The following is a 9732-nucleotide window of genomic DNA, read 5'->3' on the forward strand; positions in this document are numbered from 1 at the left end:
GCCCTGCGGCGTGTCCGGCGGCGGTCCGCGGGCTCAGGCGGCGGCCAGGTCGAAGGCCGAGTTGACCAGTGCCACATGGCTGAACGCCTGTGGCATGTTGCCCAGTTGGCGACCCTCGGCCGGGTCCCACTCCTCGGCGAGCAGCCCGAGGTCGTTGCCCAGCGAGACCAGCCGGGTGAACAGGGTCCGCGCCTCGCCGGTGCGGCCGAGCGCGCCGAGTGCGTCGGCGAGCCAGAACGAGCAGGCCAGGAAGGCCCCTTCGGGCCCGGTCAGGCCGTCCGCGCCCGAGTCGGTGGAGTAGCGGCGGATCAGGCCGCCGTGGTCGAGGCCGGTGCGGACGGCGTCCACCGTGCGGATCACCCGGGGGTCGTCGGGCGGCAGGAAGCCGGTCTTCACCACGAACAGCGCGGCGGCGTCGAGGTCCCGGCCCCCGTAGTCCTGCACGAACACCCCGCGCCGCCGGTCGATGCCGTACTCGCAGACGTCCGCGTGGACGGCGTCGCGCATCGCCCGCCAGCGCTCCACCGGGGCGGGCAGCCCGGTCATCTCGGCCATCTTCAGGGCGCGGTCGGCCGCGACCCAGGCCATCACCTTGGAGTGCACGAAGTGCCGCCGGCCGCCGCGGACCTCCCACAGGCCCTCGTCCGGCTCGTGCCAGTGCCGCTCCAGGAACCCCATCAGCGTCCGCAGCAGGCTCCAGACCTGGCGCTCCATCGGGATGCCGGCCCGCAGGGCGAGGTGCATGGTGTCCACCACCTCGCCGTAGACGTCGAGCTGGAGCTGGCGCACGGCCGCGTTGCCGAACCGCACGGGCACCGAACTCAGGTAACCGGGGAGCCAGTCGGCCTCGGTCTCGGCCAACCCGCGCTCGCCGGCCACGCCGTAGACGGCCTGCAGGTCGCCCGGGTCGCCGGCGATCGCCCGCAGCAGCCACTTGCGCCAGGCGGCCGCCTCCTCGCGGAAGCCGCCGCGCAGCAGGGCGGAGAGCGTCATGCTGGAGTCCCGCAGCCAGCAGAACCGGTAGTCCCAGTTGCGGACGCCGCCGATCGACTCCGGCAGCGAGGCGGTCGGCGCGGCGACGATGCCCCCGGTCGGCTCGTAGGCGAGTGCCTTCAGGGTGATCAGGGAGCGCAGCACGGCGGCGCGCCACTCGCCGCGGTAGCGGCAGCCGGCCGCCCAGCCCTGCCAGGCGTCGAGGGTGCGCGCCAGGGCGGCGGCCGGGTCGGTGCGCGGGGTGGAGTGCAGGTGCGAGGGCTGCCAGGTGAGGACGAACGGCACCTGTTCGCCGGCCCGGACGGTGAAGTCCGAGGCGGTGGTGCCGTCCTGGCCGTAGGTGTGGACGCCGGGCGGCACCCGCAGCCATGCCGAGTCCGGTCCGGCGACGGCGACCCGGTGGTGCTCGGTGCGGCGCACCCAGGGGTCCACCCGGCCGTAGTTGAAGCGCAGCCGCAGCTCGCCGCGCATCGCGACGGTGCCGGTCACGCCCTCGACGATGCGCAGCAGTTGCGGCACCCGGTCGCGGTGCGGCATGAAGTCGATCACCCGGACGGTTCCGTCGGGGGTGGCCCAGAGCGACTCCAGGACGAGGCTGTTGCCGCGGTAGTGGCGGCGGGTGCAGTCGCCGGCCCCGACGGGGGCGAGGCGCCAGGCGCCGTACCGTCCGTCACCGAGCAGGCCCGCGAAGCAGCTGGGGGAGTCGAACCGGGGCAGGCACAGCCAGTCCACCGAACCGTCCCGGCCCACCAGGGCGGCGGTCTGGAGGTCACCGATGAGGGCGTAGTCCTCTATGCGTCCGGCCATCGGGACCATTGTCCGCCGCACCGCGGGTCGTGCGCAGCCTGCGGGGTCGGCGGCCGGGGCGCCGTCGGCCGTGCGGGTGTCCGTTCCGGAGCCGGGAACGTTCCTTCCGCTTGCCCTGATGATCAGATCATAGGAAAATCATGTCGAGCTGTTGTCTTTTTCAACCGAGCCGGAGGGGGTGCCGTCATGCGGCAGCCGAACTGGGTGCCCGCCGGAACGGATCTCGAGAAGCCCAACGCCGCCCGGATGTACGACTACTACCTCGGCGGCTCGCACAACTTCGAGGCTGACCGGCGCACGGCCCGCAAGGCGGTGGAGCTCTGGCCGGAGCTCCCGCAGATCATGCGGGCCAACCGGGCGTTCCTGCGGCGCGCCGTGCAGTTCCTCGCCGAGGCGGGCGTCACCCGCTTCCTCGACATCGGCTCCGGCATCCCCACCTTCGGCCCGGTGCACGAGATCGCCCGGGAGATCCGGCCCGAGTCCCGGGTGGTCTACGCCGACAACGACCCGGTGGCCGTCGCGCACAGCCGGCTGCTGCTCCAGGACGACCCGGACAGCACCATCGTCGAGGCGGACGCGCGCGACGTCGACGACCTGCTGGCGCGCCCCGAGGTCGCCGCCCTGCTCGCCCCGGGCGAGCCGGTCGGCGTGCTGCTGGTCGCCGTGCTGCACTTCGTCCAGGACGCCGACGACCCGCACAAGCTGGTCGGCACGCTCCGCGACGCCCTGCCGCCCGGCAGCTTCCTGGCGCTCTCGCACGCCTCGCTGGAGGGCCGCCCCGACCAGGCGGGCTCGCACCAGGACCTCTACCGCCGCACCCCGACCCCGCTCACCATGCGCAGCCGGGACGTGATCGAGAGCCTGTTCGACGGATTCGAGCTGGTGGAGCCGGGCGTCGTCTACCTGCCCGAGTGGCGGCCGGACGATCCCGCCGCGGTCGGACCGCACCCGGAGCGCATGACGGGCGTTGCCGGCGTCGGACGACTGCCGTGAGCGACGGGCCGCCGGCCGGCGGCGCGGTCGGGCTGCGCGACGAGTGGGCCCGCCTGCTGGAGCAGGGACACGGCTCCGCCGTGCACCCGCGGGTGCTGAACGGCCTGGTCGGCCGGACCGCCGACCTGCTGGAGCGCGCCCGGCACGGGCAGCCCTTCGACCCCGCGCCCGCCCAGCAGGCGGGGGCGCTGCTGGTCGAGGCCCACTTCACCGATCCGGCGCTGCTCGCCCGGGCGGTGGAGCTGCTGCACCGCCACCCCGCCGACAACCGCGGCCCGGAGCTGTCCGGCGCCTTCGCGGCCGGCTGGGCGGCCGCCCTGCGCGAGCGCACGCTGCGTGAGCAGGAGGCGATCCGGCTGGCGGCGGACACCGCGCGGCACGAGATCGAGCGGGCCCTGCGCGAGTCCGAGGCGCGCTTCCGCGCGCTGTTCGAGAGCGCCGCGATCGGCATCGGCATCGGCGACGTCGAGGGCAACATCCTGGCGGTCAACCGGGCCCTCGGCGAGATCTTCGGCGCCGGCGCCGACGACATGGCCGGCCGCCGGGTCGGCGACCTCGTCCACCCGGAGGACACCCCGGGCGTCTGGGAGGCGTACGGGGACCTGATCAGCGGCAAGCGCGAGTACTTCCAGTTCGACAAGCCGTACTACCGCAAGGACGGCGAGGTGGTCTGGACGCACCTGACCGTCTCGCTGATCCGCGACGACGACGGCGTGCCGAAGTACCAGGTGGCGATGCTGGAGGACATCACCGACCGCTACCGGCTGCAAGAGCGGCTGCGCCACCAGGCCACCCACGACCCGCTGACCGGGCTGCCCAACCGGGCCGCCTTCTTCGACCGGCTGGAGCGGCTGTTCGACGATCCGGAGCCGGGCGCCAGGTTCGGCCTGTGCTACGTCGACCTGGACGGCTTCAAGGTGGTCAACGACAGCCTCGGGCACGACATGGGAGACCAGTTGCTGACCGCGGTGGCCGGCCGGCTGGAGGCCGCGCTGAGCCCGCTGGGGCACCTGGTGGCCCGGCTCGGCGGCGACGAGTTCGTGGTGCTGCTGGAGAACTGCCGGGGCGAGCAGGAGGCGGTGGCCGCCGCCAAGACCGTGCTGGCCGCGCTCGCCAAGCCGGTGATGGTCGGCGACCACAAGCTGGCGGTCGGTGCCAGCGTCGGCGTGCTGGAGCGCCGGGTGGCCACCACCACGCCCGGAGCGGCCGTACGGGCCGCCGATCTGACGCTGTACCGGGCCAAGGAGGCCGGGCGCGGGCGCTGGACGCTGTTCGACCCGAAGGAGAACGCCCGGGCGGTCAGCCGGTACGCGGTGTCCGTCCGGATGCCCTCGGCGCTGGACCGCGGCGAGTTCTTCATCGACTACCAGCCGCTGGTCAACCTGGCCGACGGGTCGCTGGCCGCGGTGGAGGCGCTGGTGCGCTGGCGCCACCCGCAGCTGGGCGTGCTCGGGCCGGAGGAGTTCGTCGGCACCGCCGAGGAGACCGGCCTGATCATGCCGCTCGGCCGCTGGGTGCTGGAGCAGGCGTGCGGTCAGGCCGCGGACTGGGTAACCCGGTTCGGCGACCGGGCCCCGCAGCTCAACGTCAACCTGGCGGTCCGTCAGGCCCGCAACGCCGGCCTGGTCGCGGACCTGGACCGGATCCTGCGCAGCACCGGGCTGCAGCCCGGCAAGCTCCAGCTGGAGATCACCGAGTCCACTGTGGTCGGCCCCGAGGACGAGGCGCTGAAGTCGCTGCACGGCCTGGTCGACCTCGGGGTCTCGCTCGCCGTCGACGACTTCGGCACCGGCTGGTCCAACCTCGCCTACCTGCGCGACCTCCCGGTCTCCGGGCTGAAGATCGCCGGCTCGTTCGTCGGGGACCTGCACGACCCGGCCAAGGACACCCACCTCGGCTGGCGGATCGTCAGCGGCCTGGTGTCGCTGGCGCACACGCTCGGACTGACCGTCACCGCGGAGGGCGTGGAGAACCGCTCGGACGCCGAGCGGCTGCGCCTGATGGGCTGCGACTGGGCCCAGGGCTGGCACTTCGGGCGGCCCGTCCGGCCCGGGGAGATCGCCCGCCGGATCGCGGAGGCCAATCTGTCCGAGGCGGTCGACCTCCGGGCCACCACTGCGGCGAATCCGACATACCGCCCCGAAATGTGAAAAATCTCGCCGATTCCCCTTGACTCAGGGTGAATCGGGCGCAGATGATGGGTCCACTGGCACCGCTTCGCAGCGACAGAGCCAGGCGTTACCGTCGGCGCGCAAGCGCCCGAGACGACGACCGACGCATTCAGGGGCCGGGGCCGGGGGGCTCACGGAGGCCGGCGGGGGAATTCCAGGCCCGCGTCGATGCTCGCTCTCCACACCACCGAGGGCACCACTGTGCCCTGCCGCCTCCCGAGAGGCCTCTGAGCGATGAGCACCACCCTGCCTCCCGACCCCGCACAGCCCAGCCAGGTCCGCAACGGCCGACCGATGCGCCGCGCCGGCGACCGGGTCCCGGCCCGGCGGCCGATGCGCCGGGCCGGCGACTTCGCCACACCGCACACCGTCAGCCTGGTGGTGCCCGCCTACAACGAGGCGCGCAACATCCCCTGGGTGTTCGAGCAGATCCCGCGGTGCGTGGACGAGGTCATCCTGGTCGACGGCGCATCCAGCGACGCCACCGTCGCGATGGCCAGGAACTGCCTCCCCAACGTCCGCAGCGTCGTGCAGAGCGGCCCCGGCAAGGGCAACGCCCTGCGCACCGGCTTCGCCGCCGCGACCGGCGACTACATCGTGATGATGGACGCCGACGGCTCGATGTGGCCCGGCGAGATCCCGCACTACCTGCACTTCCTCGACAACGGCTACGACTTCGTCAAGGGCTCGCGCTGCATCGCCGGCGGCGGCTCGCTCGACTTCACCCGGGTCCGCTCGCTCGGCAACCGGGTGCTGCTGGCCGTGGTCAACCGCCTGTACCACGCCGTGCTCACCGACCTGTGCTACGGGTTCTGCGCCTTCCGCCGCAGCTTCCTCGAGGAACTCAGCCTGCACTCCGCGGGCTTCGAGATCGAGGCCGAGATGGTCGCGCACGCACTCCGCTCGGGCCTGCGCATCGCCGAGGTCCCGAGCCTCGAACTTCCCCGCCGCAGCGGCCGCTCGCACCTCCACGCCGTCTCCGACGGCCGACGGGTGCTGCGGACCCTGATCGCCGAACGTCCCGGTGCCCGGTCCTCGGCGCCCGTTGCCGTGGGGGAGCGATGATGATCGGCGTCGACCGGCGCACCGCAGCGGCCTGCCCGCGCTCTGCCGCCCGTGACTCGCTCTACACCCCCGTCCGGGTCGTCGAACTGGACCTGGACGAGCCGGGCGTGCTGCGCGCACCCGGAGGCCTCGGCCCGGTCGACCCGGACGGACGCGTGTTGGCGTTGGTGCGGCTGCACGGACACCCGCTCGGCCTGGTCACGGCCACCGGCACCGCAGGCGACAGCGCCACGCTGCGCCGGGCGCTGGTCGACGCCGCCCACCGGGACCTGCGGGTCCCCGCCCTGTCCACCGCGACACCCGCGGCGCGGCCCGGTCGGGTCGGCCGCGCCGGGGTGCCCGCGGACCTGCCCAGGGTCAGCGTGGTCGTCGCCACCCGCGACCGCCCCGCGATGCTGCGCGACTGCCTGGACAGCCTGCTGCGCAACCGCTACCCGAACTACGACGTCACCGTGGTCGACAGCGCCCCCTCCGGCGAGGAGGCCCGCCTCCTGATCACCGGCCGCTACCACGGACGCGTCCGCTACCTGCGCGAGCCGCGGCCCGGCGTCGCCCGGGCCCACAACCGGGGCCTGGCCGCCGCCACCGGCGAGATCCTGGCCATCGCCGACGACGACACGCTCGTCGACGCGGGCTGGATCGACGCCCTGGTGGACGGCTTCGAGGGGGACGAGCGGATCGGCTGCGTCACCGGCCTGATCCTGCCCGCCGAACTCGCCACACGGGCCCAGTGCGCGCTGCACGACCACGGCGGCTTCGACAAGGGCTTCGCCCGCCGCTCCTGGTCCCTCGACCACCCGCCCGAGGACCCGCTCTTCCCGTTCACCGCGGGCCGGTTCGGCTCCGGCGCCAACATGGCGTTCCGGATCGCGGCGCTGCGCGCCATCGGCGGCTTCGACACCGCCACCGGCACCGGCACCCCCGCCCTGAGCGGCCACGACCTGCTGGCCTTCTTCCGGGTGATCGTCAACGGCCGGACCCTGGTCTACCAGCCGGACGCGGTCGTCTGGCACCGGCACCGGCGCACCGAGCAGGCGCTGCTCGGCCAGGCCTACAGCTACGGCGTCGGCCTCGGCGCGTACCTGGCCGCGGCGCTGGCGAACGAGCCGGGCATGCTGCCCGCGCTGCTGCGCCGGCTGCCCCGCGGCGCCGCGCTGGCCCTGCGCCGCACCCGGCGCCGCACCCCGGCCGGACGCCCGCTGCCGCCGCAGCTCGCCCGGCTGGAGGTCAAGGGGCTGCTGTACGGGCCCGTCGGCTACCTGCGCGGCCGCTTCGCGGGCCGCACCGAACCGGGATGAGCGGCCCATGTTCGCCCACAGCACCGCCACCCAGGCCCGTCCGTCCTCCTGCCCCTGCCCGCTGCCGTGCGAGTGCGCCTTCCCGACCCTGCTGCGGACCAGGATCCGGTCGGCGCTGCGGGCCGAGCCGCTGCTGCGCAACGGCCACGTGCTCACCCTGAGCTCGGTCACCGCGGCGGCGCTCGGCGCGGTGTTCTGGGTGCTGTCCACCCGCTGGTACAGCGCCGACGTGGTCGGCCGCAGCTACACCGCGCTGGCCGCCGTCTCGCTGCTCTCCGGCATCGGCCAGCTCAACCTCGGCGACGTGTTGGTCCGCTTCGTCCCGGTCGCCGGCCGGCGGACCGGCCGCGTGGTGCTGCGCTGCTATCTGGTGAGCGCGGCGTTCAGCGCGGTCGCCGCCGCGGCCTTCCTGCTCGCCCAGCCGCTCCTCGCGCCGGGCCTGGCCTTCCTCCGGGAGCCGGTGGTCGCGCTGGCGTTCATCGCCGCGACCGCCGGATACACGCTGTTCGTGCTCCAGGACGGCGCCCTGACCGGCCTGCGGCGGCCCAACTGGGTGCTCGGCGAGAACGCCCTGTTCGCGGTCGCCAAGGCGGTGCTGCTGGCCGCCTTCGTGGCGCTCGGCTCCGGCATCCTGGTGTCCTGGACGGTGGCGCTGGTGCTCTCCCTGGCGGTGACCAACGGCTACCTCTTCCGCCGCGCGATCCCCGACCACCAGCGGGCCGCCGCGCCCACCGGCCGCCCCGCCGCCGGACTGGCCCGGTACACCGCCGCCGACTACGTCGGCTCGCTGTTCCGGATGGTCGCCTACAGCGTGATGCCGCTGCTCGTGCTGAACCGCTACGGCGCCGCGCAGAGCGCGTACTTCTCGCTGGCCTGGGTCATCGCCTACACGTTCTTCCTGGCCGCGATGAACATGGGCAGCTCGCTCATCGTCGAGGCCGCCCACGCACCGGAACTGCTCGCCGTGCACGCCCGCAAGGTGCTGCGGCACGCCGGGCTGATGCTGACCGCCGGGGTCGCCGTCACCCTGGTGGCCGCACCCTGGCTGCTCAGCCTGTTCGGCCCCGGCTACGCGCACTACGGCACCGCCCCGCTGAGGTTGCTGGTTCTCGCCGCACTGCCGAACCTGGTGGTCGGGATCGCCATCGACGTGGCCCGGGCCCGGCGCCAGCTGGGCCGGATGATGGGGCTCCAGATCGTGCTCTACACGCTGGTGGTGGCCGTGATCCTCTGGCTGCTGCCCTCCATGGGGCTCACCGGCATCGGGCTCGGCTGGCTGCTGGCCGAGTCGGTGCTGGCGGTCCCGCTGCTACTGACGATGCCGCGCTGGCTGCCGGTCCCCGGCCGCCGCCCGGTGCGACGCCTGTTCGGAGCCCGCCATGCAGCCTGACCGGACGACCCTGACCGTGGTCATCTGCGCGTACACGCCGGACCGTTGGGACGACCTGTGCGCAGCGGTGGAGTCCGTCCGCGCCCAGCGGCGGCCCGTCGAGGAACTGCTCGTGGTTGTCGACCACTGCCCCGAGCTCGCCGCCCTGGCGCGGACCGGCCTGCCGGGCGCCCGGATCACCGAGAACCGCGAGCGCCGGGGCCTCTCCGGCGCCCGCAACACCGGCGTGGCCGACGCGCACGGCGACGTGGTCGCCTTCCTCGACGACGACGCCGCCGCGGACCCCGACTGGGCCGGGCGCCTGCTGGCCGGGTACCGCGACCCGCGGGTGCTCGGCGTCGGCGGCCTCGTCCGGCCGTGGTGGGAGAGCGGGCGCCCGGGGTGGTTCCCGCCGGAGTTCGACTGGGTGGTCGGCTGCAGCTACCGCGGCCTGCCGGAGCGGCCCGCGCCGGTGCGCAACTTCATCGGCGCCAACATGTCGTTCCGGCGCGGGCTGCTGCTCGCCGCCGGCGGCTTCCGCACCGACCTGGGCCGGGTCGGGCGCCGCCCGCTCGGCTGCGAGGAGACCGAGCTGTGCCTGCGCCTCGCCGCCCGGCACCCCGACGGCGTCCTGCTCTACGAGCCCGCCGCCGCCGTCCGCCACCACGTGCCGCCGGCCCGTACCGCCCGCCGCTACTTCCGGGCCCGGTGCTTCGCCGAGGGCCTGTCCAAGGCGGCCGTCACCGCGCACGCCGGGGCCGGCCGGGCGCTCGCCAGCGAGCGGCGCTACCTCGGCTCGACCGTCCCCCGTGCGGCCCTGCGCGCCGTGCGGCCCGGTGCCCCGCACCCGCAGGTCCTCGCGGCCCTGTGCACCGGCGTCGGCGCGACCGTGCTCGGCTACGCCGCCGGGCGCTCGCGCGCCGCGCTGCGGCACCTCGGCCGGGGGGGGCCGCCCCCGCCCGCCCCCGCGCCCGCCGGGGCGGGGGCGCGCGCGGGGGGGGGAGTGTGGACGCGGGGCCGGGGCTCGGAGAGCGAC

At 74.6% G+C, this 9732-nt stretch carries 7 protein-coding genes; 6 read left to right on the forward strand and 1 reads right to left on the reverse strand.

The window, feature by feature from the left end:
- Positions 1 to 33: 33 nt before the first annotated feature.
- Complete coding sequence (locus ACFV0G_RS26615) at positions 34 to 1800, reverse strand: glycoside hydrolase family 15 protein (RefSeq protein WP_380552976.1); 1767 nt, start codon at positions 1798 to 1800, stop codon at positions 34 to 36.
- A gap of 186 nt (positions 1801 to 1986) precedes the next feature.
- Between ACFV0G_RS26615 and ACFV0G_RS26620 the strand changes: the two genes are divergently transcribed.
- The 6 genes from ACFV0G_RS26620 to ACFV0G_RS26645 form a co-directional block, all read left to right on the forward strand.
- The gene (locus ACFV0G_RS26620) at positions 1987 to 2793 is read left to right on the forward strand and encodes an SAM-dependent methyltransferase (RefSeq protein ID WP_380552979.1); all 807 of its coding nucleotides are present in this window, start codon (positions 1987 to 1989) and stop codon (positions 2791 to 2793) included.
- Positions 2790 to 4943, forward strand: a complete 2154-nt coding sequence (locus tag ACFV0G_RS26625) for a putative bifunctional diguanylate cyclase/phosphodiesterase (RefSeq protein ID WP_380552982.1) — start codon at positions 2790 to 2792, stop codon at positions 4941 to 4943. The genes ACFV0G_RS26620 and ACFV0G_RS26625 overlap by 4 nt, the downstream gene beginning before the upstream one ends.
- 255 nt (positions 4944 to 5198) lie before the next feature.
- The gene (locus ACFV0G_RS26630; RefSeq protein ID WP_380552985.1) at positions 5199 to 6029 is read left to right on the forward strand and encodes a glycosyltransferase family 2 protein; all 831 of its coding nucleotides are present in this window, start codon (positions 5199 to 5201) and stop codon (positions 6027 to 6029) included.
- Positions 6026 to 7327 carry a glycosyltransferase gene (locus tag ACFV0G_RS26635; protein ID WP_380552988.1) on the forward strand — a complete coding sequence of 434 codons (1302 nt, stop codon included), beginning with the start codon at positions 6026 to 6028 and terminating at the stop codon, positions 7325 to 7327. The genes ACFV0G_RS26630 and ACFV0G_RS26635 overlap by 4 nt, the downstream gene beginning before the upstream one ends.
- A gap of 7 nt (positions 7328 to 7334) precedes the next feature.
- Positions 7335 to 8717, forward strand: coding sequence for a lipopolysaccharide biosynthesis protein (locus tag ACFV0G_RS26640; RefSeq protein ID WP_380552991.1), 1383 nt, complete (start codon positions 7335 to 7337; stop codon positions 8715 to 8717).
- A partial coding sequence (locus tag ACFV0G_RS26645; protein ID WP_380552994.1) for a glycosyltransferase family 2 protein occupies positions 8707 to 9732 on the forward strand: 1026 nt, incomplete at its 3' end. The genes ACFV0G_RS26640 and ACFV0G_RS26645, both read left to right, overlap by 11 nt.

The organism is Kitasatospora sp. NPDC059571 (genome assembly GCF_042735675.1).
GTDB lineage: Bacteria > Actinomycetota > Actinomycetes > Streptomycetales > Streptomycetaceae > Kitasatospora.